Raw genomic sequence first — 26,373 nt, forward strand, 5'->3', positions numbered from 1 at the left:
TGCGCGTGCCGGGTGCGCGTGCCGGGTGCGCGTGCCGGGTGCGCGTGGAGGCAGGCGGGGGTCAGGTCACGAAGAAGATCCCCGCGTCCGTCCCCGCGGGCGTGTACTCCGCGAGCCGTGCCCGCAGGCTGTCCTCGCGCTGCGGCCGGTACAGGTCGTGGAAGGCGCCCAGTTCGGCCCCGTCCTCCGCGCCGCGCCTGATCTCCTCGGCACACCGGTCGGCCAACAGCCCGTACCAGGGCGTCCCGTAGCGCTGCGAGGTGAACAACGGCCTTACACAGGCGGCCTGTTCGGGTCCCACCAGGTCAGGCCGGCAGCGGTGGCGGCGTGGCGTACGGGACCCGGTGGGCACGTACGAGAAGCGGATGCAGCCGATGCCACGGCGGGCCACGTGGAGGCGTCCGGTGAAGATCGAGTTCTCGGCGATCCGGACCGCGTGGGTGTGGATCTCCCCGATCACGGTGGTGCGGTGCAGGTGCAGGACGGCGTGGGCGTGCCGGCAGTCGGGGGCCGAGAGGGCCTCTCGGTCATCGGCGGTGGCGTCCAGGACGCTGTCGCGGATGTGGATGTCGAGGGGGTCCTCAGAGACCTCGTCGCCGATGACCTCGATCGTGCCGAGGATGCTCTGCTCGACCTGGAGGCATGCGGTGGTGCGCTCCAGGACGATGCTCGGCTCCTCGGGCGAGTGCGGATCGCACTCCGGCTCCAGCGACCAGCCGGGCACGAGCGTCGAGTGGCGGACGACGACCGCGCCCATCGGGCCCGTGACGTTGATGCCGCGGCCCGCGACGAGCAGCCCGTCGAGCACTATCCGTGGCCGCTCGCCGGGCGCGCAATCCTCGGACACGGCACGGATGTTGAGGGCGTCGGGGCGGTTGCTGTACCAGTCGAGGAGGCGGATCACCGGCCGGGTGCCCTCGGCCGCGCGCAGTTCGAGCCGGTCGCCCGGATCGAGGTCGAAGTCCAACTGCTCCTGGTAGGCGCCGCTGTGGGTGATCTCGATGATGCCCTCGGGACCGCAGCGACCGGCCCGGCGGTCGTTCTGCCAGGCGCGGTAGGCGTCCATGATCTGCCGGTACGTCTCGCCGGGCCCGACCCGGTAGAACTCGGCATCCGGCCTGGACTCACGCTCGCGTACGTACTCGCCGCCGCCCATATCTGCGCCGAAACCGTAGTGGTAGTCGACCCAGACGCCCTTGCGGGGCGCGGTGCGGGCGCCGAAGGCGATCCGGCCCAGCTCCGGGTCGACCGCGACCTGGCCGCGCTTGGGCCGGTAGCGCCAGTCGGACAGGTCGGCGACCACGATGTCGGAGGGCGGTACGGGCCGGTCCTCGCCGTCGCGGCGGATCACGAAGCTCTTCCCGGGGCCGTAGTAGTCGGCGAGCCGGTCGTGGAGCTGACGGCGGCGGACGAACGCCGGGACGTTGTCGATGGTCGCGATGTGCGTGGGCGACGGCTCCGGGACCGGCTTGGTGACCAGCGGGGTGTCGTTGCCGAGGATCGAGAAGGTGTAGAGGTTGCGGGCCCGGTCGATGCAGTACGCCGGTGAGGACGTCAGCGAGTACGCCTTCAGCCGCCATACGAAGAGTCCGACCCCGGCCGGGCTCCAACCCCCTTGCCGGTGACGGGAGTCGGCCCTGCGTACGTCGACCGAGCGGGCCACCGCGCCGAAGGGGCCGCCCGCCAGGTCGAGTGCGGAGCTGTCCCTGAGGTCGGCCGTGCGGCCACGCGTCCCGCGCTCGGCGCCGCCGGTCCCGTACAGCTTCACGGGCTGGTGGTGGGAGACGTGGCGGGAGAGTTCGACGGCGCGGGCGGGCCAGGCGGCCACCCGCTCGGAGAGTTCTTCGAGGAGGTGGAGGGTGCCCTTGCGGCGGCGGTTGGCGACGGTCGCGGCGACATCGCGGCGCGGAGCGACGGCCTCGGTGAGCGCGGCCGAACTCCCGCCGCGCAGACCGGTGGTGAGGACACGCTCGTAGCCGGGCAGTGTCCGGTAGCCGACGAGATCGCCGAGATACGGGAGCACCCAGGGGGCCGCCGTCTCGACGAACAGGTCCTCGTAGCCCTGCTCGACCCCGTCGCGTACGAGGTCGAGTTGCTCGGCCATGACGGCGAGCAGGGCGCGCAGCGGTTCGCCCTCCTGGGCGTCGCGCAGCCGGTGCCACTGGGGCAGCAGCTCGGCGAGTCCGTCCGGTTCCCTGGCCATCACACGGCCTCCCTCTCGCACTGGACATCCGGGAACAGCAGGGCCGTCGCGGCCATCACTTGACCTCCGTCAGAATCAGGGTGTCCGCGGCCTTCGGCGACAGCAGTGCGAGCCGGGCCGGGCGGATGCCGCGGAAGACGTACACCGAACGGCCCTTCGCCAGGCGGCGGGTGTCGGTGATGTCGGGGTTCAGGCGCAGGAGTTCGGCGAGCGGGACGCCGTGCCGGGCGCAGACCCGCGAGAGCGTCTCGCCGTCCTTCTCGCGGACCGTGTGGATCTTCTCGTCGTACGTCGCTCCGCGCGCCGGGACCGAGGCCTTCGGCAGGCCCGGGTTCGCGAGGAGCTTGGTGAGTTCCTCGGGGGTCGCGGAGGCGGGGACACCGGTGAAGACGTCGACGTCCACGTAGTCGACGCCGGGCACCTGGTGGGCCGTGGCCAGGATGTCGGAGAGGCGGGCGGGCTGCCCCAACTCCCTTCCCTCGTAGCCGAGTCGGCGCAACAGGGCTTGGCGCAGGCGGGGTTCGACTGTCTGCCAGGTGTGGTCCGGCGCCACCTTCACCTTTGCGGCGACCAGGAGCGCGACGAGTTCGCGGACGTCCACGCGGACCGGGAGGTTCGGGTCGCCGTACTCGGTGAGTGCGCCGCGCAGGGCACGCAGCAGGTCCGAGTCCTCGGCGATGGGCACGTCATCCGTGCCCGCGACCGTCACGTGCAGTACGCGCCGCCGTCCGTCGAAGAGTTCGCGTGCGGCGGCCCGGCCGATGCCGGCCCGGGAGCGGGCGAAGTCCTCGTAGTCGGTCTCGGAGACCAGGCGGTCGAGGGCCGAGACGGCCAACGGGACCGTGCGCCGGGTGAGTCCGGGACCGTCTGCGTCGGCGCCGCCCGTGGCGGAGCGCGGGTTGGTGACCGCGGTGACGCCGAGGGGGCGGGTGAGGGCCTGGGTGATGCGACCCGCGGCGACGTTGGCGGCCCTGCCGGTGCCGAAGCGGTAGCGGGCGCGGATGTTCTCGTGGCCGCTGGGCAGGCGGGCGCCGTGGACGCCGTCGCCGAAGGTCACGGTGGTGCGGCCGTCGGCGGTGGTCCCGGTGATGTAGACGCGCTCGCGCGGGCCGCGCCCGGCGAGGCTGTCGACCTCGTGCCAGAGCACTCCGTCGACCCTCACCTCCAGGACGGGGGTGGCGCCGAGGGGGTTGTCGTCGGCGAGCCAGGTCAGCGGGGACTGCCAGAGCGCGAACGTCTGGTTCGTGCGGTCCGAGTCGCCGCTGCCGATCGGCTCGTCCCGGCCCTCGCCGTGGGTCGCCTCGACCACGTTGCCGAGGATCCGCACGGTCTCACGGCGGTAGCGGTACGCGAGGTCCGCGGTGAGCGTCAGCCTCGTGTGGACGTGGTCGCCCGGGAGTTGGGGATCGACGGCCGGGTCGGCGGCGGCGATGGTGACGACCTCCGTGGCCTGGACGGCTGCCACGCCGGGGATGTCGCTGCGCTCGCCCGCGACGATCAGCGTGCGGCCCGGCCGCAACCCGTCGTACAGGTCGGCGAGTTCGATCTCGTTGCCGTGAACGTCCTCGCCCAACGGCTCGTCGGCCAGGCGCAGCGGCTCGCCGTCGGCGTGGACGGTGGTGTCGCGGATGTGCGAGAGCAGGACATCGAACTCGTCCAACCACGCGTCGGCCAGGACGAGTTCGGTCCCGCGGCCCGTGATTCCGTAGTTGGTGTAGGCGGCCGTCCGCGCGGCCACGACCTTCGTGGTGACGAACGCGAGCTTCTTGTCGCCCGGGATGCCGCCCTCGACTCCCTTGCCGGGCCGCTGGATCGCGACCCAGCTGCCGACCGTGATGCCGTCATGCACCCGGTCCAGCTGCAGGACCCGGCGGTTGGTGGGCTCCGGCTTCGAGGCGATGACCACCTCCACGTTCGGTGCGGCGCTGCCCACGGTGTACGTGAGGCTCACCTCGTACTCGCCGTGCGTGAACCGCTCCGGAACGCCCGGCCGGAGGGCGACCTGCTCGGACGTTCCGTTGTGCACGCCCACGTGGACCAGGCCGTCCGCGTCCGGGCGGGACACGAAGAGCGTGCGGTTGGGCAGGCCCTCGCGGAGGACCGCGGTGACGCCGGGCTCCTGTGAGTCGGTGGGGCGCCGGTTGAGCCAGCTCAGCTCGCGGTCCTGGCCGGCGCGCGTGGACAGGTCCACCTCGCCCGCGCCGAGGCGGAAGGTGACCGGCGCCGCGGCCGGCAGGTTCTCCGCGCGCTGGTCGGAGCTGGCACCCTCGACGTACTGGAACTCGGCGCGCACCGGGACCCTGCCCGCCGTGTCGAACACGACGCGCATGCTGACCAGGGCGGCACCGGTGAGGGGCCAGTCGGCGGTGCGGATGACCCGGCCCCGGTCGTCCTGGACGGGCTTGAGCGGGGCCATGGCCCCGAAGGGTGCCGTGGTCACGCGCATCGCGAGGAGTTCCCGCAGAAGTTGCGGAGTGCCGGGCGCGGCGGCCGTGCGCCAGGCCGGGTAGAGGCCGGTCAGGCCGGGGTTCAGGGCCGAGAGCAGCCGGGCCGTGTCCCCGCCTGGGCGGCGCGGCTGTTCGGCGCCGGTGGTCGGTGCCGGGGCCTTGCCGCGGAGGGCGGGGAGGACGGAGCCGAGGGCTTGGAACGCGGCTTCGCGGGGGCCGAGGGGGGTTGAGGTGGCGGTGGCGGAAGGGCTCGGGGCGGTGAGGGCTGTCGGGCTCAGGGCGGCTGATGCCGGGCCCTGGCCGATGGCTGCCGCCGGGCCCCGGTCGTCCGAAGCCGTCGTCGCGCCCTGCTCGTCGCCCGTCGGCGGCACCGGCTGAGAGGGCGCCAACTCCCGTGCGCGTTCCGCCAGTTCGGCGAGTACCGCCTCCAGCTGCTCGAACCAGGCCGCGACATCCTCGTACGGCGTTGCGAGGACCTGGGCCTCTCCCAGGCGCGCCACGGGCTCGGCGAGGCGGGACGCGAGGCTCTCCGGGGTCTTGATCCCGTCCAGGTCGGCGCGCAGTGGGGCGAGGACCTGGTCGTCGAAGTCCTCGATCAGGCGGCTGACCGGGCGTGGGTTGGGGACCTCCGGGGTGGGCGGTTCGTCACCGGGGTCGCCCGGCGCCTCGGGTTCGGAGGTCCACCGACGTACCTCGTCGACGAGTTCCCGGAGAGTGGGCGGGGCCGACTGGGCCAGGCCGATCGCGGTGATCTCGTCTTCCCGGTCGATCCGCACCTTCGCGACAGGCAGCAACTTCGGTTCGGTGCCTGCCTGTTCGCCGAAGACGAAAAGCAACTGGTCGCCGGTCTGGAGGGAGTTGGCGGTACCTTCGACGAAGAGTTCCGAACGGCGTTCCAGGTCCGCCGGGGTGACGAGGGACGGGCGGCGGCGCCGGACCTTCAGTTCGTTCCAGTCCCAGCGGGCCGTCAGGTCACGGCTCGTCTCGAAGGTCTGCGACTCCTCGTCGGCCGACGCGGGCACGCTGTGGCTCTGCGCGCCGCGCGGGATCACCACGGGCAGGGTCTCGGCGCGCGGATCGCGTTCGAGGCTGTACGCGAGATGGGTGGAGGCGGCGACGCCGGGCCGCGGGCGGTGGCCGACCAGGCGGCCGAGCAGCGCGAGCGAGCGGTGCTCGTTGGCCGTCCGCAGATAGGCCTCGTCGGCGATCCGCTCGGAGTGGAAGGTGAGCAGGTCGCCGAGGACGGCCGTGGCGTCGAGCAGGCCGATCGCCGGGTCGTCGGGAGTGCGGACCGTGAGCCCCTTCAGGGCCGGGTACGCCGGCGAGGCCAGCCGGTCGAGCTGGGCGGCCAGGAAGGAGCCGTACTCGCCGACGCGGTAGTCGAGTGCCGTGCGGCCGGGCGGGTTGTGGAGCGGGGCGGGGGTGAGGCGCTCGTCGTGACCGCCGCACGCCCCACCGCAATCGCACATACCGCCGCCGGACAGGCCGCCGCCGCATGCGCCGCCACCGGACGCGCCATGGCCGCACGCGCCGCCGCAGGTGCAGTCGTCGTCGTTCATCGGGCACCTCCGAGGGATATCTCAAGGCGGCCGTTCTCCGGCCGGTCGGGGTCGTTGTCGCAGGTGGCGACCTCCAGCGGGCCGAGCCGCAGCACGCCGTCCTCCCTCTCTCCTCGGTCCTCGTGGAACAGCCTTCGAAGCCGTGTGACATGGACGCTCTCGACGCCGGGCACCGCGGCCGCGACGGCGACCAGACGGCTGAGCCGGACCGGTTCGCCGAACGTCAGTGCGTCCGGGTGGAAGAAGCCGAGCCGCCCGCCCGGGAGGCGGCCGTTGCCGAGTACGCGGTACAGCTCGGCCAGGATCTGTCCGTGCTGGTGGCCCGGCTTGGCGCACACCTTCAGCTCGATGTCGAGCGGCACGAGCCGGGCGGGGCCGACCACGAGGTCGTGGCCAATGCGCCGGTACGCCTCCAGGGCCTGGGCCACCTCGGCGAGCAGCCCGTCCGAGGGGGCGCCGGTGCCGTACGGGTCGACGGCGACGTGGGCCTCCTGGACGCTGCCGGTCCAGCGGATCGCGGCGGCGGCCCGCTGCACCCCGGGCAGGGCGGAGGCGAGGGCCGCGTAGTCCTCGGCGGTGACCGCGCGAAGGCGGGTGCGGCGCAGGTCGAGCGGGGCCAACTGGCGTACCTGCTCGACCGGTTCGGGCTCCGTGCCGCCCACGGCGGGCAGCGGGTTGCGTACGCCGGCCACCGGCGGTTCCGCGCCGTCGCCGCCGTCGCTGTCATCGCACAGGACGAGGTGGTTGATGGCCTCCGCGCCGACGTTGCCGGCGGTTCCGCCGCCGAGCCGGTAGCGGAGTTCGAGCCGGGTGCCGGGGGTCGGACGGGCGCCGTGTCGGCCGTCGCCGAAGCGCAGGGCGAGGCGTCCGTCGTCCTCCAGTTCACCGACGAAGTGCCGGTCGCGGGGCGTGCTGTCGAGCAGGTCGCGGCGCGGCTCCCAGATCACCTCACCACCGTCGCCCTCTTGGAGCCGTACGGCGGGCAGTGCCTGGCGCGGGTCGTGGCGGAGTGCCGCCGAGGCGGGGCCGCGCAGTACGAGCTCGTCCGGGTGCAGTCCGGCCGCGTACGCCGGTCCCCAACTGTGCGCGATCTCCCAGGCGATGTGTCCGTCGAGGACCGTGCCCGCGCGGGCCCGTGCCGTGAGCACCTCGACGCGGCGCAGCTTGGCGTCGAGCAACTGGTCGCTGCGGAAGAGGAGTTCACGCAGGGCGCGGACCGGATGGAGGTGGAGTTCGAGGTGCTCCAGGGTCTTCAGGCCGTAGATCACGGTGAGTTCGGCGATCTCCTGTTCGCCGAGCCCGTCGCGGTCACGGGCGCTGCGCCACAGCTCGACGAGCCGCTGCCTGACCCGTCCGGGGATTGCGGCGATCCGCTCGGCCTGGCCGGCCGCGACGGTCCGCGGGTCCGGGAACGGCACGGTCTGCGCCACGGGCGAGCGGCCCAGGACCGGCCGGAAGCGGGGTGCGATACCGGGGTACACGGACTGGGCGAGCAAGGTCCGCAGGGCCGCGGCCTGGGCGTACGCCGTGCCCGGCACCACCCTTTCCTGCCGCTGCCCGGCGAGTTCCAGGCCCAGTCCGGCGCGTACGGTCACGTCCTCGCCGACGACGTCGAACAGCTCGCGGACGTCGTCCGGGGTGAGCGGATCCCCACATTCGGCTTTGTCCGTAAGGGAGTTGATGAGCCGGGCGGGCGCGTTGCCCTCGTCGCGGTTCCGGCAGCCGAAGGCGGGAGGGTCGCAGGAGCCGACGACGGCGGGTACGGGCGGCACGGTCACCGTCTCCGGCAGGCCGCCGCCGCACCAGTTCAGGGAGCGGCCGTGGTCGACGAGGACGACGTTCCCGCGCGCGAGCGTCACGTCCTCGACGGGCTCGCAGTCGCGTCCCCCGCGCGTGGCGAGGCAGAACGGGAAGCGGAGCGCGTCCCCTGCGGCCCAGGTGACCTCCAGGACCGGCTGGTCCTCGATGCGGTCGACGCCCGGGGTGACGGAGGTCAGGCGCACGACCTGCCGGTGGGCGGGGTCGGCGTCGCCCGGGGTGCCGGTGCGCGGCCCCTTCACCTCCTCCAGTACGAGCAAGTCGCCCGGTTTCAGATCGAGTTGGCGTTCCTCACACGTCTCGGCGTCACGCCACTCGTCGCGCAGGGTCGCGGCGGTCGCGCCCTTCGGCAGGAAGGACACCTCGCCGCCCCAGGTCCACAGCCGGATGGTGTTGTGTGCGGCCCGCAGCTCCAACGGGTCGGCGGACACGACCGGTTCGAAGACCTCCACCGAGCCGCGCTCGTCGAGTTCGGCGAGGTCCCCGTCGTCGATGACCGCGCCGGGCTCCGGACGGTCGTGCGGGTCGAGGGTACGTACGTCGACGGAGGCGAAGCGGTACGTTCCCGGCAGCAGCGTGTGCTCGCCCGCGGTCTCCACGGTCACGTACGCACGGGAGTTGGCGCCGTCGTGCATCGCGTAGTCGATGAGCCGGACATGGCGGCGTACGGAGACCCGGCGGCGCGCGGTGTCGAGGTACGCCTCCGTGGCGACCGCGTCCTGCTGGTAGCTGATCTGGTCGCCGGTGTAGGCGAGCAGTTCGACGAGCGTCGTGCCCAGGTCGACGGGGTTGCGCTCGATCCAGTCGGGCGTGGTGAGCGCGAGCCGGTCGAGGAGCAGCTTGCGGATGGTCTCGTAGTCGCGCGCGGTGTAGTCGACGACGGGCGCCTCGGGGAACTCCCGTGTCCCGTGGGGCTCTTCGGCGCAGTCGAAGGGCGTCGGACAGTCGGGCCGGAAGGCGAAGGCCGCGCTGTGGTATCGCTGGTCGAAGCCTCTGTACGGCTCGGTCCCGGGGCGTCCGTACGGGTCGGTCTCCACGAGGGAGAGCCGGTAGCGGGAGGTGTCGCCGGCCTTGTCGAGAGTGACGTACAGCCGGTCGTCGAGTTCGGGGTCGTCCTCGCGCTCGACGCTCACATCGACGGCCCGGATGCCGGTGATGCGTCGGCCGCCGTCGATGCGTACGTTCTCGGCGCACAGGCCGTGCGGGGCCTTGCCGAGGAACGTGACCGTGAGGGTGAGGCCGTCGTCGCCGACCTCGATCGCGTCAACTCCGTTGAGCTGGGCGGCCCTTGCCTTCGCCCGCCGGGAGGTGGTGGTCGTGCCCGTGCTCGTCATGCCGCGGCCCTCCCTTCGAAGACGTCGTCGCGGCGCGTCCCGGTGGTGCGCACGGCGTACGAGAGATGCACACGGACGGCGTTGTCCTCGCTGACCACGTCGAGGTCCTCCACATCGATGAGGTCGCCGAGCCAGCGCTGCAAGGAGGCCTGCACGGAGAGTTCGAGGGTGCTGGTGAGTTCGGGGCTGTTGGGCGCGAACACCAGGTCGAGGAGTCCGCAGCCGAAGTCGGGGCGCATCACGCGCTCGCCGGGGCTGGTGAACAGCACCTGCTCGATCAGGTCGCGGACGTGCTCGTCGTGCCGGGCGTGCGCGGTGCGGCCCCGGCGGTCGGCCCGGAACGGGAACGCGATGTCGCTGCGGGGTCGGGTGCGTGGGCTCATCGGACGGCCACCTTTCGGCGCTCGGCCTGGACGACCGGCGGGCCCTGCGGCACGAAGGCCGCCGTGAAGCACTCGGCCACGGAGGTGTCGAGCAGCACGGACGCGCCGCCGACCGTGACGCCGGAGCCGTCGGCCGTCCAGCGGACGGCGACGCACGGCACGGGCACCCCGTCGACGGTGTGCGGGCAGCCGGTGACGACGTACCCGTGCTCGGCCGTGGCGACGGGCATGCCGTCCATCAGCACGGCGGAGGTGGATGTGGTGGCGGCGGTGGCGCGGCCGCCGTGCGGGCAGCTGATCACGGCACCGGTTCCGAGCAGACCGCCGGATGCCCCTGTTGCGCTGGACACTTGATTCGTCCCCCGTCTTCCTATCGCTTGGAGAGCACGGTCAACTGGCCCTCGTTGATCGTCACTTGATTGCCGCGCAGCAGGACCTCGGCGCCCGCGCCGGTCGCGATGACCACGGCTTCCTTGGTGATGCGGATGTAGGCGCCGCCCTGGGCCTGGAGCAGGATTCCCTGGTCCGCGCCCGGCGGATCGCTCATCACGATCTTGTGTGCCCCGGGCGTCTGCACCACGACCGGTTTGGCCTGCGAGGCAGGCTGGACCAGGCGGCGCGCGTCCGGCGGCAGCTCGCTCTGGTCGCCGTACCAGCACCCCGTCCACACGGGGAAGCTGGGATCTCCCTGCTCGAACTCGACCCACACGCCCGCTCCCGGCGGCGGCACCACGAACTGCCCCGCCTCCGGCCCGGTGAACGGCAGACAGGGCAGCGCCCACGTCGACGGCTCGTCGCCGAGGACGTCCGGGACCTCGACGGTGATGCGCCCGATGTGCAGCGGGTCGTTGTTGTCGATCACCCGGCCGCGGAACTTGCCGAGGTAGCGATTGCCGGTTGCCGCCATGCTGAACTGCTCCTGCTCTGTGGGGTGTTGCGGGGCCGTGCGTGCGGTGGTGGGTCAGGGCCTGACGTAGGCGCTGCGAGCTTCGAGGCCCTCCCGGGAGAGGGTGAAGTTCTGCTGGTACGAGCCCGGGCGCAGGGTGTGCGTGACGGACTTGACGTAGTAGTCGCCGTCGTACGCGCGTCCGGCGCCCCGCACGCCGACCAGCTGGCGGGGCTGCAGGAGGTAGCCGTGCCGGTTGACGTCGAGCGAGCCTGAGCCCGAGACGACGTCGGCGGACACGGCGGCCCTGGCGAGGAGTTCGGCCTCGGCCTGCTCGCGCTGCTGCTTGGCGGTGCCGGCCAGCGTCCTGCGCTTGAGCGCCGGGGTGGGCCGCTTGCCGAGGGGCGGTCGCAGCGGGCTGATCGGCGGCTGCGGGAGCAGTGTGGACTGCCGGGTACCGGGGTCCTGCCAGCGGGCCTGCGGTTCCTCCCGCGCCGTGCCGTCGTACGCGAACGTCAGCTGGTCGACGGTGGAGTTGTTGTCCATGTTGACGTTGAGGGCGTGCTGGCGGATGCCGAGCCTGACCTCGGGGCCCCAACGGGCGGACGACTGGCCCGGGTTGGGACCGGGCTCCAGATAGAAGGTGTAGCCGTTGGCGCGGGCCAGCTCGTTGACGTACTGGAGGTCGGTACCGGTCTGGTAGTGGACGCGGAGGTCCTGGTGCGGTGGCTGGGACACCTTCTCCGTGTAGACGTCCGGCCGGATGCCGTAGTCGGAGTACCGGCGCAGGATGGCGAGGACGCGCTGGGAGGGAGGGAGGTTGGGGTAGCGGTCGGTGCGCTCCTCCAGGTCCATGAGGAGGCTCAGGTCCTCGCCGGTGACGGTGAGCGTGGAGTGCCCCGGCTGGTTGCTGGCGCCGACCTCCTGCCGCACGATCAGGCCGTCGAGGAGCACCTCGGGTGTGCCCTTCACACTCACGGAGACGATGACTCGGGTCTTCGGGTCGAAGAACCCCTCCGGGAGCAGGGTGCGGTTGATCAGCCCGTTCTTGGTGAGGTCGAAGGCGAGCTGGAAGCCGCTGCGTTCGCCCGCGGTGGCGGTGATCTGGGCGGAGAGCAGGGCTTCCGTCACCTCCGCGGGGACGGGCCGGGTGAGCTTCGGTCCCATCTGGAGGGTGATGTGTACGGGGCCCCGGCCCACGGGGAGTTCAGACACGCCGGTCTCCCCGGTCCGCGCGCGGGAAGCCGCCGGCGAGGGGCACCTCGATGGCGTTGCCCGCATCGTCGGTCAACTCCCGTGGATCGAGTACGGGGTTGGCGTCGGCGATCTGCCACCACTGGGCGGGGTCGCCGAAGTAGCGCTGCCCCAGGAGGTCGGGGCGTTCGCCGCTGCTGACGGTGTGGCTCTGGCCCTCGTCCTCGGTCTCGGCCAACGGGGGCAGCAACCGGCGCTTGGCGTACCGGACTTCGGTCCCGTCCGCCTGTCGGTGGATGCCGATCTCGGCGTCGTGGTAGCGGCTGGTGCGGGGGTAGGGGTGGGCGCCCGGGATCGCGTCCAGGGCGTTCTCGTACGGCTCGATGTCAGCCATGGCTTCCGACTCAGCCCCTTCCGCTCAGTGTTGCCGTGCCGCCGATGTCCCCGCCGGTGAGGCCGAGTCCGCCGAGGCTGCCCCGGCGGGCGGCGGCCGCGAGGCGTTCCTTCTGCGCGAGGTGGGCCATGTAGAGGTCGGCGCCTCGGTGTCCGGCGGGGAGGTCGCTGACGGTGAGCACCTTGAGCCCGATGCCGAGCGAGGCCCGGATCGGGTTGAGGTTCACGTCGAAGGCGGACTCGTTGATGGACAGCTCGGTGAGCCGCACGGGCATCACCCGCTTGCTCCCCCACGTGAACAGCGTCAACGGCATCTCGATCGGGCTGATCTCGATGGTCCCCTTCTGCGAGAGCCGCGAGGCGTCCCGTATCTGCTGGGTCGTGGGCTGCAGCAGCATTTCGAGCGTGGCGAGTTGGGGGTGAATGCCGTCGGGTGCGGCCACCTCCAACTGGTCGGTCGCGTCGATCTCCGCGGTGAACTTCCAGGTCTCCTGGGCGGGGCCCTTGAGTCGGAGCGCCTCGTTACGGTCTCCGGTCCCGCTGCCTCCTCCACCGGAGTCCCCACTGCCTCCCGCCGACTGGGGACTGAGACTGCGTTCGAGGGTGTCCGGATTGAACTGAAGCACGATGATCCGCTGGGGCGTACCTCGGTCGGGGTCGACCACGACTATTCCGGAGCGGATGGGCTTGGGGATGTCGGCGTAGCGGGTCATTGGCGGGCCTCCAGGCGGCTCAGCAACGGCGAGTAGTCCGGACCGGGGAAGATTTCAGGAAACGCGTCGAGACCGTTGCGCAGCCCGTTCGTGAGGTGTTCCAGGGCGGGGTCCGAAAAGGAGACGTCCGCGAAGAGGTACTGCCATCCGTACAGCCCCTTGGTGAGCAGCAGTGTCTCCACGTACTCGGTGAACGTGAGGTCGAGCCTGACGTAACCGGGTGGAAAGGGTTCGTTCCCGGTCCCCACGAGATCCGAGAACCAGACCTCCATGGGCGACGAGCCCGGTTCCATGCGCAGAAAGGTCATGAACCCCCTGCTCGACTCATAGGCGTTGTCGAAGTACCGCATGTGGGACACGAATTCCCTCTGGAACTCCGTGCTCAGCATGTCGAGCGAGGGGCTCGGCCCTTGGGTCACCATCTCCATGGGGGACGGGACGCGGAATTCTCCCGAGAACTCAGGGAGCGGCGGAGCGGATTCCCAGTGGGCGGCGATCTCGAACCTGAGCGATTCGGCGAGCATCTCGGGGTCGACCCTGAGGTCGCTCCAGCCGTCCTCGAACATGTCGAGGGGTTCGGCGTCGACGAAGCCGGGGCCGATCTCGCCACGCCGTTCGTCGAGCAGCGTGATGGAGTCGGCGCCGCGCAGGTCGGCGAGCGAGGCCACATGCCGCTCTTCCAGTTGATTGAGTGATCGCACCGATCGACGCCTTTCCGGAACTGGGGGAACTGGGGGAGCTGAGGGGGCTTGGGGGGGCTGGGGTGGGACTGGCACTAACTGAGAGTGAATATTCGATTGAAGTTGTTCTTCATCCGCTTCACATACTTGGGATCCAGCGGCTTCCCGGTCTGCTTGGCGATGTACTCCCCGATCCTCTTCTGCATGTCCGCCACGTCGGAGAACGGTCGCAGTTTGAACACCGCGAGGACGAGATCGTCATTGGTGCCGGCGAAGGCCGCCTTCAGATTGGTGCGGTTCCTGTCGGTGTTCACATCGACGAGGGGACGCTTCGTCGTGGGAGGCTCCGGGAACTGGTCGAGCACGGCGGACACCACTTCGGTCTCCGGCTTCCACTCGGAGGGGTTCTTTCCCGTCCCCTCGCCCGTGTGTTCGTACGTGGCCCACCTCGCCTGCAGAGTTTTCGGGAAACCGGCCGGGTAGACGCCGTCCTCGTACTGATCGGACGGCCCCTCGAATCGGGACAGATCAATCTGGTAGTAGCCCGGCTTGTCGCCCTTGGAGGTCTGCCCGAACGCCTTGGCCGCGCCTTCCTCGAAGGCCGAATAGAAGTTCCTGTTGATGTGGTTGTAGGCCGGCACGAAGTTGGAGCCGCCCGCCGGTCCGCCGAGTTCCCTCGGGAGCAGGTGCATCGCATCCCACTGGAAGAAGCCCCGCGGCTCCCGGAGGTCCTCGTCGTTCTCGTCCTTGGCGAGCAGATGCCTGAATCCGAGGATGCCGAGACGTGCGTCCTTTCCGGGTGGGTACTGCCCGCCACGCGACCACTTCTTGTTGATGAAGTCGTGCTTGAAGCTCTTCGGCAGCGCGCCATCGACGAAGTTCCCACGGCTGTCGGGCTCCGGGAACTCCAGAGGCTTGTCCCTGTCGATACCGTCTTCCGTCACCCCGTCGGCCGCTTCCATCTCCGGGTTGAGAACAGCCTGGACGTCGAAGTTCGCCCCACCCTGCTTGTAAAGCCGAGTCAATCGGTACCAAGTGCGGAACTGCTCGAGAAGAGCGGCATGATCCCGTGTCGCGATTCCCTCTCTCAGTTTCGCCTCGATGCGAGGGCGAATGCGTGCGACGATCTTGCGCAGCCGGTCGTCCTTGGACTCCTTCGAGTCCTCCTCCTGTTTCCGCTCTTCCTTCTTCTCCTGCTTGTCCTGCTTGCCCCTCTTGTCCTGCCGGACCTTTTCCGGGTCCCTGGACATCGACTTCCCGTCGTTCTCCTTGTCGTGCTTCGGCTTCTTGCCGTCGCCGTCCTTGGATTTGCCTGGCTTGTTGCCGTCCTTGTCGGACTTGGGCCTGCCGGTGCCGTCCTTGTCGGATTTCGGCTTGGTGCCGTCCTTGGACGTCTTGGCCTTGCCCGGTGCGTCCTTGTCCGCCCTGGGCTTCCCGGAGCCGTCCTTGTCGCCGGCGCCGTCCTTGCCCGCGGGCCCGTTCGGGTCCTGGTCCTTGGGCCTGTCCGGGGTCTTGCCGTCCGGCTTGGGCGGCGTAGGGCCCTGGTCCTCCTTGGGCTTGCCCGGAGCGTCGTCCTTCCGGCGGGGGCTCGTGTCCGGATCGGGCTTCGGCTTCGGCCGGGGGGCCGGTTGGGGCTTGGGCTTCGGGGACGGGGTCGGGCGGGTGTCCGGCCTGTCGTCTTCCTTGTCCTTCGGGCGGCCGTTCTTGTCCTTGGACGTGGGGCTCTTGGTGGCGGCCGGGGACTTGGGCGTCCCGGGGCCGGGCGTGGTGCCGTCCTTGGCGGGGCCGCCGGGTGACGTGGGCTTCGCCGGAGCGGCGACCGTGGGCTTCCTCGGGTCGGGCGTCCCGCCCGGGCGCTGCCCGGCGGTCGTGGGACGGCTCGTCGGCGGGCGGCCGGTCGTCGGGCGAGTGGCCGCCGAGCCGGAACCGGACTTGGGCCTGGTCGAGGTATCGGGCCGCGGCCCGGTCCTCCTCTCATCGCCCCTGTCGTCCGAGCCCTGGCCCGCCGGTCCCCTGCCCCCGCCCCGCTTCTCCTTGCCCAGGTTCAGGGCAACGCTCTTGAGGCGGCGGCCCACCTTCGCGACGTACTTGCCGATGCCGTTCAGCAGGAACTCGTAGGCGAGTTCGAGGAGGGCGACGATGCCGGCCGCGACCGCCTTGGCGAAGAGGATGCCCGCGCCGCCCTGGCGGACCGCCTTCAGCCAGGTGATGACCGCGCCGATCGCGCGCAGGATCTCGCTGAGGGCACCGATCGCCGTGCGGATCGCGTCGATGACCGCCATCACCCACCCCGCGCCGGGGATGAGCTTCGCGATGACCTTCGTGATGACGATCTCGCCGATGATGAAGGGGAGTTGGGGGACGATCGCGTCCCACGTCTCCTTGACGATCCGCTCCAGGGTGAAGCCCCCCTTGATGAGCTTGTCGATCATCGCCTTGGGAATGCCGAGGATCTCCTCGATCTTCGACTGGAACCACTGCTTGACGGCCGCCTGGACCTCGCGGAAGAGGTGGTTCTTCGCCCCGTCCACAGCGGAGTTCTTGGCGCCACTGAGCCAGCCGCCCGGGTCGGAGAGGAAATCGACCGCGATCATCATGAACTCGCCGAGCGCGCCCAGGATTTTGGAGGCGTATTCAAGGACCGTCTTGACCGCGGCTATCACGGCCTTGATGACGTCCAGCAGCATCTTCTTCAGGATGCTGAGGATGCTGCCCAGGAGCTTTCCGATGGCGTGCAGCAGATCCGTGATGATCTGCTTCAGCATTTTGGCCAGCCGGTTCACCATGGCGATCGCTGCCGAGATCAGCCCACTGATGAACTTCCGGATGCGGTTGGCCAGTTCGATGATTCCCCGGACCAGCGCCTTCGCGAACTCGATCAGGTCGTTGATGAGGTTCTTGATCGCGTCGACGATGAACTTGCGCGCCTCGTTGATCCAGCGCTCGACCGTTTCCCTGAAGTTCTTGATGAAACCGACGACCGCGTCACGCGCCGCTTTGATGACGCGGACGATCGCGTTCTTGATCTCGATGACCTTCTCTTTGATCCAGTCGAAGGCCTTGCTGATCCAGTTGCCCGAATCGTTGACGCTGTCGTCGCGCTTCTTCTCGGCGTCCTGTTCAGCCTTGGTGTTCTCGTCCTGGATCTTCTTGTCGCCGTCCTTCTTCTCCTTGTCGACGTCGTCGTCGGTCTTCTTCTCCTTGTCCTGGACGTCCTTACGGACCTTGTCGTGCCGTTCGCTCTTCTTCGTACCGAGGTTCTTGAGCTCCTCGTCCTGCTCCTTGCGCCAGTCGGCACGCTGCGCGGTGACATCGCTCAGGGCCTTCTCGCGCTCGCCCGCCTGGCTCTCGGTGTTCGCCGCGACCTCGGCGTCGACCTTCTGCTTGTGCTTCGCCTGCGAGTCGCGGAAGTCCCGGTCCTTGGTCTGCCGCCCCTCCGACATGCCCTTCTGGCCGTCGCTGAACGCGGCCTTGAACTGCGGTCCCCGGTCGTGTTCCGCGACCTCCGAGGCAGCCTCCGCGGGTACGGCTCCCGTGGACGCGCCGCCCTCCGGCACACCCCCCTTGCCGCCCTCGGGGCCGGGCACCTTCGCCTTCAGCTGCTCCTTGGGGACATCGGGGTAGACCTGGTTCTCCCCCATCGGGCGGGCCGCGTCGTCACGGCCCGTCGTGACGGTCTCCTGGCCCTTGGTGTCGACCGCGGCACCCTGTTCGCCCGCCGTCTGGTCAGCCTCGCCCTGCAACTCCACGCCCGGCGCGTTGCCCGCCTGGGCCTGCTTGAGCGCCTCGTCCTTCGTCGGCAGCCCGGCGAACTTGGCCGCCAGCTCCTGCGCGTCCACCTCGAAGCCGAGCTTGTCCGCGAGCCAGCCGATGCCGAAGCCCAGGGCCATCTTGAAGGTGTCCCAGCCGCCCGGCTCCTCCGCCTTCTCGGCCTCGATCTGGCCCTCGGGCTCCTTGGCCCCCGTGACCTCGGCCTTCTCCTCCGCCGGTGCCTCGGACTTCTGCGCCGCGTCCTGGGAGTACTGGGCGGGCGCGTCGGCCTTCGGCCTGCCCTGGAGCGTCTGGGGCGCGCCGGCGGGGCGCTGCGTCGAGGGCGGCGCGGCGGCCAGCGCCTTGTGCTCGTCGCCGACGGTACGGTCCACCGACCCGCCCACGCCGCCCATGGCCTCAAGTGCCTTGTGGGGCTTGAGATTCGAGGCGGTGGACAGGCCTGCCTCAGGGGACACCTGGGAGAGGTTCGGGGCCGGGCCCGAGTCCTTCTTGCCCTTCCCCTTGGCGGCGGGCACGGCCGCGCTGCCGCCACCACGACCGCCGCCTCCACCGGAACCTCCGCCGCGCGAACCCTTGGCGGGCGCCGACTTGGTCCCGGACTTCGGTGCCGATGCAGCCTTGGGAGCGGGTGCGGCGGCCGGGGCGGCCTCCTCCTGCGCCGACGGCTCGCGCGCCTGGACCGGTTCCGGAGCGGCGGGCGCGGGCTCCTGCACCGCCGGGGCCTGCGAAGTCGCCGTACTCCCCGTGCCACTCGCGCTCCCCCCGCCCGACGACTGGCTCTGGGTGCCGCCTCCGGACGAGCCGCCGGAGACATGGCTGTCCCGCGCGGACGAAGCACTCGAAGCGTCCGATGCCGGCTCATTCCTGCCCGCCGTACCCCCGGAAGCCGACGAGGTCGACGAAGCCGAGGACGAAGCGGACGAGGCCCCCTGAGCCTGCCCGCCCGCCGACCCAGCCGCAGCCGCAGCCGCCTGACCGGACTCCGACTTCCTCTGCTCCTGTCGGCCCGAGGCCTCGGACCCGCCCGACTGGGCGCCGCCCGCCTGCGGAGATGCCTTCTCCTGCGCGCCGGCCGACTTGTCGCCCGCGGCCGGAGTGCCCTTCTCCTCCTTGGCGGCCGTCTCCTGCGCCTCGCCCCCGTCCTCGGACCTGCCCGGCGCCTCCTGCACAGCCGTCTGCGCGGACACGGGCCCGGCCTTGGGGTCGGCGCCGCTCTTCGGGTCCTTCGACACCGAACCCGGTACGGGAGGCGGGGCGGCGGCCTGCTCCAGCGCGAGACCGCCGAGCTGCCCGTCTCCGACGGTGGCATCCTCGCCTTCGGGCGCGGCCTCCGTGTCGGCGGACCCGTCTGCGGCGCCCTCCTCCTCGGACTCCGCCTCCTCCGCGTCCTCGGCGTCCTCGGCGTCCCGCTCCGCCTGCACCTTGTCGGCCTTCGTGACCGGAGGCGCGGCGGACGACGGCACGGCCGCCCCGGCGGCGGAGGCCGGATCCGCCTCGTCCGCGGTCGGTACGCCGGACACGTCGGGATCCTGCTCCGGGATGAAGTCCTCGGGCTGGAGCTTGATGTCCCAGGCGCTCTTCTCCCCGCCGCCGACCTCGACCTCGGACTCGCTGCCGGAGCCGAACGGGTTCTCGTCGGCCGTCTCCTCCGGGCCTTCGAGATCCTGGTTGCGCACACCGTCGAGCCTGCTGAGCGGGCCGGACTGCCCACTGCCCTTGCCCGCCGCCGTGGGAGAACCCGCCGGCTTCGGCTGCCCGGCCTTGTCCTGCGGCTTCACCTTCTGGCTCGCCACGAGCGCGTCGACCGCGCCCGGCCGGTTCTTGGCCGCGGACTCCTCCTTGCCGACCGCGGGAGCCTCCTGCCGGTCCGAGGCCTCTTGCTCTTCCTTCTTCTCCCCCTTCTTCTCCCCCTCGGCTCCCTTGTCCTCCTTGCCGGCCTTGCCCTCTCCGGCTTCCTTCTTCTCGCCCTTGCCCTGCTCGGACTTCGCCACCTCGCCCTGAGCGGAGCCCGCGGTCGCCTTCCCGCCGGTCTCGGACTGCTGCGCGCTCTCGGCCGTACCGCCGCCCGAAGGCTGCCCAGCGCCCTCGCTCCCCTTGCCTGCCTCAGCCCCGCTACCGGCGCCGGTGCCGACACCCGGGCTCGGCTCCCGATCACCACCCGGCGCGGAACTCCCGTTCCCCGGCGCCGAGTTCTCCGGCGTCGAACCGGCGGCCCGTTCCTCACCGGCCGGTTCCTTCTCCGGCCCCGGAGCCGCCCCGGGCTTCCGCTCCTCTTCCCGGTCCTCCTCGACCGAACGCCGCTCGCTCTCCCGCTCGACCCGCAACTCCTCGACCGCGTCCGGCTCGACGGCCGGGGCGTCGTACGAGTCCGTCTCCTCCGGAAGATCCCCGTCGGCCTCGATCTCCTCGACCAGGTCGAGCACCCTGTCGTGCTCCGAGCCGAGCAGCCGGTCCTCCAGGCGGTCGAGGACACCGTCCAGCAACTCCTCGGGCAGCCGGGCGAGTTGCCGTCGCGTGCGCTTGGAGCGGTCCTCCGGGTCGCCGCGCAGCGAGCGCACGACCGAGTTCGTCAGCCGGTCGACGAGGGTGGCGGGGTCGATCTGCTCCAGCCGGTTCCGGTCGGCGTCCACGGTGGCGTACCGCAGCCAGCCGGGCGTGGCCTGGCCCTCCGCCACCTCCAGCGCTGGCTCCTGGGCGGCGGCCGGGCGTACGAGGTCCTGGGCGGCCGACTCCGCCTCACGCTCGATGGCCTGCTGGGGCAGGCTCACCGCGCCCGGGTCGCGGCCGGCGCGCAGCGCGCCGAGACCGTCCGGGTTCTGAACGGTGTGCAACAGCTCATGGGCGAGCAGGCGTTGACCGTCGACGGTGCCGGGCCGGTAGGCGCCCTCGCGGAAGAAGATGTCCTGGCCGACCGCGACCGCGTCGGCTCCCAGCAACTCGGTCAGCTGCCCGGCGTCCCGCCCGGTGTGCAGCCGTACGCGGCTGAGGTCGTGGCCCAGCTGCTCCTCCAACTCCCTTCGTACGCCTACGTCCAGAGGCTGTCCGGCGCCGCTTACGATGTCCTTCGGCTCGGGCGTACGGGCCTTGGCCGCACGCTCCTTGCGCTTGCGGCGGCGCTCCTCGGCGGCCTGCTCCGAACGGCCGTCCTGGGTCCGGGAGTTGCTGCTCACGGCGTCACCTCCCCACGACCGGAGAGCCCCGCGTGCACCGCGCGCGCCAGCTCCTGGCCGAGCCGACGCGCGGACAGCCCGGCGGGCAGCGGAGGCAGCCCGGACAGCGCGTCCACGCTCACCGCACCGTCCGCCGCCAGGGGTACGCCACGCTCGCGTACCAGCCGGGCGAGTTCGTGCTCGAACGCGGCCGACACCCGGTCGGGGTCCACGCGGAAGCCGTCGAGGACGAGCTCGCCGACGTTCACCCGGATCGCGCCCGGCTCCCTGCCTACGCCCCTGCCCGCGTCTCCGCCTACACCTCTGCCCGCGTCCCTGCTCACACCCATCCGCGGACCTCCCCCGGCGTCAGGGAGCGCTCCAGCTTGAGGTACTCGGTGCGGGCCGCCGCGAGCATGTGCCGCATCTGCAGCCGGTCGCCCTCCTCGGCGGCGAGAAACGCGCCGGACAGGGCGATGTTGCGGATCGAGCCGCCCGCGACGGTCAGTTGGGCCAGCAGTTCCGGCTCGATGCCCTTCGTCGGGGTCCGCGACGGCAGGACCCGGCGCCAGATCTCGGCCCTCTCGTGCTCGGCCGGGAACGGGAAGTCGACGACGAATCGGATCCGCCGCATGAACGCCGTGTCCAGGGCCTTCTTCATGTTGGTGGTGAGGATCGCCAGGCCCCGGTAGGCCTCCATCCGCATCAGCAGATAGCTGACTTCGAGGTTGGCGTACCGGTCGTGGCTGTCCTTGACCTCACTGCGCTTGCCGAAGAGCGCGTCGGCCTCGTCGAAGAGGAGGAGAGCGCCACCGGCTTCGGCGGCGTCGAACACCTTCCGCAGGTTCTTCTCGGTCTCGCCGATGTACTTGCTGACCACCTGGGACAGGTCGACGATGAAGAGGTCGAGCCCGAGTTCCTTGGCCATGACCTCGGCGGCGAGCGTCTTGCCCGTTCCCGAACCGCCCGCGAACAGGGCCGTCACGCCCAGCCCTCGGCGCAGGGTCTCGGCAAATCCCCACTCCTGATGGACAGTTGCCCGCTGACGCACATGGGCGACGATCTCGCGAAGCACACTCGTCTGCCGCTCGTGCAGCACGAGGTCGTCCCAGCCCGCCTCGGGCTCGATGCGGCGGCCCTGGTCGTCCATGCCGACACGGGCCTCGTTCATTCCGGCACGCCAGGCGAGTCGACCGGCGTCCAGCTCGTCCTCGCCGGGCAGATCACGGCGTACGGCGGCTGCGGCGGCACGTACGACATGGGGCGGAAGCTGGAACTGCGCGACCAGCGACCGCAGTTCGCCCTCCGGAATCTCGGCTACGCCCTCGAACGCGCCCGTCCACAGGACGAGTTGCTCCTCGTCGTCCAGGCGCGGCACGGCCACCCGTTCGCCGTGCGGCCGGTCCGTCCGGCGCGGGTCGGCGCTGGACACGACGACGGGGACGGCGGCTCCGGCGAGGAACGCGTCAGTGGCCGCCTGCTGGTCACGGTCGAGTTCACCGGCCTCCACGAGCAGGGCGGCCGGCAGCAGGATCGCCTCGCGCTGCCACAGCCGGGACAGCCGGTCGCGTTCCGCGGGGTCGGTGGGGATGTCCTCGGCGCTCATCGCGTACAGACCGAGCCCGGAGCGGGCGGCTGCCGCGGCGGCGATGTCGGCCCGGCTGCGCAGATCGCCGCCGACCACCTCGACGAGCAGCGGCGCGTCCGGCCGCGCGCCGGTCGTCCAGCCGGCGGCGACCCGGCTCGCGGCCAGGTCGTACGACGGCGGCAGCTCGTCCGGCACCGGCGTGCGGCGCAACTGGCCGTGCAGGCGGGCGTCCAGGTAGGGCGAGCCGAGCAGGAAGTGCAGGATGCGCTCGTCGAGCCGCAGGCGGGACAGCGTCAGCCGCGAGTCGTCGTCCAGCTCCACGATCCGCCAGCGGCGCAGGGGCGCGACCGGGGTCAGCGCACTCCAGTGCGGTCCGGCGAGAGCGGCCAGCGCGAGCGAGAAGGTGGGGTACGCGCGCTCCGGGTCCCCGCTCGCCGCGGCACACCGGGCGGCGGTCGTGGCGTCCAACTCGTAGGCGGCGGTGAGGAGTACGAGGTCCCGCTCGAACGCGCTGAGCCCGAAGCAGGCGACGAGGGCGTCGAGGGGCGCGGTGGCGGGGCCCGCCGGGTGCTGCACGGGGTGACCGGCGTCCTCCGGCCCAACGGGACGGGGGCCGGCGCCGGGACCGGGGCCAGCGCCGGGACCGGTGCCAGCGCCAGTGCCAGCGCCAGTGCCAGCGCCAGTGCCGGACTCGGGCGTCGAGCCCGCACTCAGGCCGGATCCGGCTTCCGAGTCCGTTCCAGAGCCTGATCCCGGCTCCGGCCCCGTGCCCGTCGCCGGGGCCGACTCGGCGGCACGGGCCGCACGAGATGCACGAGCTGCACCAGCCGCATGAGCCGCGTGGGCGTCGACACGGGCCAGGACACGGCGGATCTCAGCGGTCAGCGTCGTGCCGCCGCCCGCCGTGCCGGGTGTGCCCGTCCCGTTCGTCCCCATGCCCTCGTCTGCCCCCGTCGTTCCCACGCCGCCTCAGTCCTCCGTGCCCTCGGGGCCGTCGCCGGCCGTCGGGTCCGCCATTGAGGCGTCCGCGGAGGATGCGGAGGGTGTGGAGGGCCCAGCCCCCGTGCTTTTGGCCGCGCCGCGCGCCGACCTGCCGGACTGGGCCGACTTGCCTGTCTGGGCAGCCTTGTTGGGCTGCGCCTGCTTGTTGGGCTGCCCCTCCTTGCGGGCGCGGGCCGGCGCCTTGGCGGCGGCCTTAACCGGTGCCTTCGTGGAAGCGTTCGCCGGCGTCTTGGCCGCGGCCTTCGCGGCGGGCTTGGCCTCGGGCTCGGGCTCGGGCTCGGGCTCGGGCTCGGCCGCAGACTTGGCGGGCGTTTGGACGACAGCCTTCGTCCCCGCCCCACCGGACGCCTCCTCGGAAGCCCCGCCTTCCCGGGACGCGGACCCATTCGCAGACGCGCCCGGCGGAACCGGCACCCCCGGCGCTCCCGGGGCTCCCGGCGCCCCGAACGGCAACACCCGTACCCCAGCCCCCTCCACCGGCTTCGCCGGCACGGGCACCTCGCGCCCCTCGATGAAGACGAGAGCCGCCTGGTACACCACCGACAGCGTGTACGGGGTCTGGTGGAGCATCCCCCACAGCTTCGAGGTCTCGTCGATGTCCATCACCGTCGGCGAGAACCGCACCCGCTGCGCCGCCTCGGCCAGGTCGCTGCTCGCCAAGTAGGGCTTCTCCCCGGCGAGTTCGATGATGTCCTTCGGCAGGACGGGTATCTCGTGCAGCGTGCGCACCACGGACCCGATCAGCCGCTGCCCGACCAGTTCCGACTCCTCGCCGTAGGCGCTGATCAGGAAGTGCAGGTCCAGTGCGGCGGCGGCCCGCTTGAGCAGCGTGCCGTCGGACGCGCGCGTCGGCAGGTCGTTGTTCCGCTGCGAGGTGTTGGGCGTGACCTGGTACAGGAACACGGTGATGGTGGGGTCGGCCGGCGGATCGGCCGACGGCTTGCGCGGTTCGACCTTGACGGCCATGTCGATGTCGGGCTGGAGATTGGCCTCGATCAGCAGGGCGAGGGCCTGGGTGACGTGGGCGATGGCAAGTGCGTTGCTCATGACGTCAGTTCCTCAGTCCCAAGTTCCTCAGCATCACCATGTCCACCCGCGGTACTCCGGCGGTCGTCTCGTCGTACGTTCCTCACTCGCGCCCCCTCGCCAGGTAGTCCGCCAGGCTCAGCGCCGCCCCCGGCCGCGCCGCGGCAGCGGCACCCCTGCTCCCGCCACCCGCCGCCGCAGGACCGGCCGCCGTCACTTCGAGCCGCCCGATCTGCACGTGCACCACCTGCTCGCCCCCGCGGCCCGACCGTCGGCCCGCGGCCTGCCGTACGGCGTCCCGGGCAGCCGCCGTGTCCGCCGGGCTGGGTCGCAGCGCGGCGGACACGGCGGCAGGGGAAGCGGTGGCCGCACCCGAGGGGAGGGGCACGGACACCGCGCTCGGGGAGGACCGCTCCGGCTCGCCCCGCCCGGCGGAGCGCCGCGCGGTGTCGGGAACGGGCCGCGGTCCCGGTGCCACCGGCACGGCGGGTCTGAGCAGCGGCGCCTCGGGCAGGCCCTGGGCCACGGGCCGGGGTGCGGGTTCGTCCGACGGCGCCCGCTCGGGCCGTACGACGGTCCGCTCGCGCTCCGTGCGGAACTGGACCTCGCGGACCGCCGGGCGTGCCAAGTCGGCGTCGGACGTGGGGGATTGGGCGGAGGTCGGCCACAGCGGCTCGGCCGTCTCGGGCTCCTGTGCGCCGGCCCGTACCGCCTCGACCCGTTCGAAGGGTCCGGCGAGCCGCGGGCGTACGCGCGCCACGCCGGGGCGCGGTGCGGCGGCCGGGGTGTGCCGGGCGAGCAGCCGGTCGAAGAAGTCGGGCGCCCGGGACTCCCCCACGTTCCCCTCGTTCACGGGGTGCCCTCCCACGGAGTCAGACATCCGCACACAGCTCCAGGTAGTAGCGGCGCCGCAGCGGGCTGAGCGCCAGGATCTCCGGCTCACTCCAGCCGTAGGCGGTGGCGAGCAGATGGACGTCGAGGAGCACGTCCCGTGCCCAGGCGTCCAGTTCGGTCCAGAGGTAGGAGGCGATGTCGAGTTCGGCCCGGGTGGCCGCTCCGCACTCGGGGCAGTTGACGTTGAGCGTGACGTCGGCGCCCGGGTCGGCCTCCTGGGCCGCCTCGGCGAGCCGCCGCTGCACCGTCTCGGGCAGCGCGTCGGCGGGGACGTCCACCCCGCCGCGCACCGCCGAGACGACGCAACGGGCGAGCAGTGCCCGCCGGGGATCCGGGTGCCGGGCGGCCGCCGTCAGGTCGGCGACGCTCGGCACCCGGAACTCGATCTCCCAGCCGTCCTCGGCGACTTGTACCGAGGGCTCGGCGGGAGCGCCTGTCGAACGGGCCAACTCCCCGGCGTCCAGGTCGAATTCCATGTCCTCGCCGCAGGCCGAGCAGACGAGGCGCACCTGCATCCGCTCACCGAACAGGGTCCGGCGCAGGGCGAAGAGATCCGCCTCCCGCTCGCCGACCGGCAGCGCGGACAGCCTCTCGCCGCCGGTGTCGGGGCGTGCGGCACGGTGCAGCAGCAGAGCGCGTCCGGACGGGGCCTGGGCAAGCCCGGTCTCCCAGGTGGTGAGCAGTTCAGCCGCCCGAGTGTTCGTCATGCCCGCCCCCGTTCCGTACCCGCCCCGCCGTCCCCGCGGCCCATCTGTCGTTCAACGCGCCGCCGTTCAAGCCGGGTTGAGGAAAGAGGGCTCCTCCGGCTCGGGCACCTCGTAGTCCCGCTCCCAGCCCTCGCACTCGAGCTTCAGCGACTGGATGGCCACCGCGTTGGCGTTGGCGTCCAGTTCGCCGAGGACCTGGTACTCGCTCGGCCAGGTCCGGTAGAGCTTGTGCGAGACGGCGACCTGACCGGCCTCGTTGAGGACCTGGATGACGATGTCCTTGCGGAAGTCGGCGAGGGACACCTCGGAGCCGAGACCGGCCCCGACCTGCCAGACCTTGTTGGCCCAGCGGTCGAACTCGGGGTCGTGCGTGACCCCGCGCTCCAGGGTGATGCCCTCGAACTCCGAGCGCCCCGGCGACTTGCGCGGGGAACTGGGGTCGCCGCCGTGCCGGTGCTTGACGACCTCGGTGGTCCGCTTCAGCGGACTGATCTTGCTGATGCCCGCGACCGTACGACCGTCCCACAGCACAAGGAACTTGAAGTTCTTGTACGGGTCGAAGCGCTGGGCGTTGACAGTGAACTCAGCCATCGGTTTCCTTCACGTTCTCCGTCACGTTCTCCGTC

General features: G+C 71.5%; 17 protein-coding genes. All 17 read right to left on the reverse strand.

Going from position 1 to position 26,373, the window contains the following annotated elements:
* Window positions 1-61: 61 nt before the first annotated feature.
* Window positions 62-2,203 carry a hypothetical protein gene (locus tag ACIBEI_RS40770; RefSeq protein WP_398895801.1) on the reverse strand — a complete coding sequence of 714 codons (2,142 nt, stop codon included), beginning with the start codon at window positions 2,201-2,203 and terminating at the stop codon, window positions 62-64.
* Between the two features lie 55 nt (window positions 2,204-2,258).
* Window positions 2,259-6,119 (reverse strand): putative baseplate assembly protein, encoded by a 3,861-nt coding sequence (locus tag ACIBEI_RS40775; RefSeq protein ID WP_398895859.1) that lies wholly within the window; start codon window positions 6,117-6,119, stop codon window positions 2,259-2,261.
* Window positions 6,120-6,205: 86 nt separating this feature from the next.
* A complete protein-coding gene (locus tag ACIBEI_RS40780; protein WP_398895802.1) occupies window positions 6,206-9,361 on the reverse strand; it encodes a putative baseplate assembly protein in 3,156 nt (1,051 codons plus the stop codon).
* Window positions 9,358-9,744, reverse strand: a complete 387-nt coding sequence (locus ACIBEI_RS40785; RefSeq protein ID WP_398895803.1) for a GPW/gp25 family protein — start codon at window positions 9,742-9,744, stop codon at window positions 9,358-9,360. Before ACIBEI_RS40785 ends, ACIBEI_RS40780 begins: the two co-directional genes overlap by 4 nt.
* On the reverse strand, window positions 9,741-10,094 hold the full coding sequence (locus ACIBEI_RS40790; RefSeq protein ID WP_398895804.1) for a hypothetical protein: 354 nt from the start codon (window positions 10,092-10,094) through the stop codon (window positions 9,741-9,743). Before ACIBEI_RS40790 ends, ACIBEI_RS40785 begins: the two co-directional genes overlap by 4 nt.
* 20 nt (window positions 10,095-10,114) lie before the next feature.
* A complete protein-coding gene (locus tag ACIBEI_RS40795) occupies window positions 10,115-10,651 on the reverse strand; it encodes a phage baseplate assembly protein V (protein ID WP_307526281.1) in 537 nt (178 codons plus the stop codon).
* A gap of 54 nt (window positions 10,652-10,705) precedes the next feature.
* Window positions 10,706-11,845, reverse strand: a complete 1,140-nt coding sequence (locus ACIBEI_RS40800) for a hypothetical protein (protein ID WP_398895805.1) — start codon at window positions 11,843-11,845, stop codon at window positions 10,706-10,708.
* Window positions 11,838-12,218, reverse strand: coding sequence for a hypothetical protein (locus ACIBEI_RS40805; RefSeq protein ID WP_398895806.1), 381 nt, complete (start codon window positions 12,216-12,218; stop codon window positions 11,838-11,840). Before ACIBEI_RS40805 ends, ACIBEI_RS40800 begins: the two co-directional genes overlap by 8 nt.
* Before the next feature lie 10 nt (window positions 12,219-12,228).
* Complete coding sequence (locus ACIBEI_RS40810) at window positions 12,229-12,930, reverse strand: hypothetical protein (RefSeq protein WP_398895807.1); 702 nt, start codon at window positions 12,928-12,930, stop codon at window positions 12,229-12,231.
* Window positions 12,927-13,631, reverse strand: a complete 705-nt coding sequence (locus ACIBEI_RS40815) for a hypothetical protein (protein ID WP_398895808.1) — start codon at window positions 13,629-13,631, stop codon at window positions 12,927-12,929. The genes ACIBEI_RS40810 and ACIBEI_RS40815 overlap by 4 nt, the downstream gene beginning before the upstream one ends.
* Before the next feature lie 74 nt (window positions 13,632-13,705).
* On the reverse strand, window positions 13,706-20,551 hold the full coding sequence (locus ACIBEI_RS40820) for a DUF4157 domain-containing protein (RefSeq protein ID WP_398895809.1): 6,846 nt from the start codon (window positions 20,549-20,551) through the stop codon (window positions 13,706-13,708).
* Window positions 20,548-20,880, reverse strand: a complete 333-nt coding sequence (locus ACIBEI_RS40825) for a hypothetical protein (protein ID WP_398895810.1) — start codon at window positions 20,878-20,880, stop codon at window positions 20,548-20,550. Before ACIBEI_RS40825 ends, ACIBEI_RS40820 begins: the two co-directional genes overlap by 4 nt.
* The gene (locus ACIBEI_RS40830) at window positions 20,871-23,054 is read right to left on the reverse strand and encodes an ATP-binding protein (RefSeq protein WP_398895861.1); all 2,184 of its coding nucleotides are present in this window, start codon (window positions 23,052-23,054) and stop codon (window positions 20,871-20,873) included. The genes ACIBEI_RS40825 and ACIBEI_RS40830 overlap by 10 nt, the downstream gene beginning before the upstream one ends.
* Window positions 23,055-23,087: 33 nt before the next feature.
* Entirely contained in the window at window positions 23,088-24,167 is a 1,080-nt protein-coding gene (locus tag ACIBEI_RS40835) for a DUF4255 domain-containing protein (protein WP_398895812.1), read from the reverse strand.
* Between the two features lie 82 nt (window positions 24,168-24,249).
* On the reverse strand, window positions 24,250-24,999 hold the full coding sequence (locus ACIBEI_RS40840) for a hypothetical protein (protein WP_398895814.1): 750 nt from the start codon (window positions 24,997-24,999) through the stop codon (window positions 24,250-24,252).
* Window positions 25,000-25,018: 19 nt separating this feature from the next.
* Window positions 25,019-25,747 carry a hypothetical protein gene (locus tag ACIBEI_RS40845; protein ID WP_398895816.1) on the reverse strand — a complete coding sequence of 243 codons (729 nt, stop codon included), beginning with the start codon at window positions 25,745-25,747 and terminating at the stop codon, window positions 25,019-25,021.
* Between the two features lie 66 nt (window positions 25,748-25,813).
* Window positions 25,814-26,338: a phage tail protein gene (locus tag ACIBEI_RS40850; RefSeq protein ID WP_055614510.1), complete on the reverse strand. Its 525-nt coding sequence runs from the start codon at window positions 26,336-26,338 to the stop codon at window positions 25,814-25,816.
* Window positions 26,339-26,373 lie beyond the last annotated feature (35 nt).

It is taken from the genome of Streptomyces sp. NPDC050988, from assembly GCF_044456225.1.
Classification (GTDB): domain Bacteria; phylum Actinomycetota; class Actinomycetes; order Streptomycetales; family Streptomycetaceae; genus Streptomyces.